Annotated in this window: 1 pseudogene; it reads right to left on the reverse strand. The window is 70.9% G+C overall.

Annotated features, from left to right (window positions below):
• Positions 1 to 385: pseudogene (locus AC1DYG_RS20525) on the reverse strand (nitrite reductase (NAD(P)H)); the annotation flags it as partial.

Here is a 385-nt window from a genome sequence, read left to right on the forward strand (position 1 = left end):
GCTTGGCCATGGCCGCCTCGAGCTCCGCGGCGATCCCGAGGCTGTCCTCGCACACGACGGCCTTGAGGTGGTCGAGGCCGCCGTCGAGGGCCTCGCCCCACGGCGCGGTGCGCTGGAGCCGGTCGGCGGTTCGGATGTAGAACATGAGGTACCGGTCGATGTAGCGGACCAGGGTCTCGTCGTCGAGCCCGCCGGCGAGCAACTGGGCGTGCTTCGGGGACTGGCCGCCGTTGCCGCCGACGTAGAGGTTCCAGCCGTTCTCGGTGGCGATGACGCCGACGTCCTTGCCCCGCGCCTCAGCGCACTCGCGGGCACAGCCCGACACCCCGAACTTCAGCTTGTGCGGCGACCGCAGACCGCGGTAGCGGTTCTCCAGGTTCACCGC

This window comes from Pedococcus sp. P1_H8 (assembly GCF_056405175.1).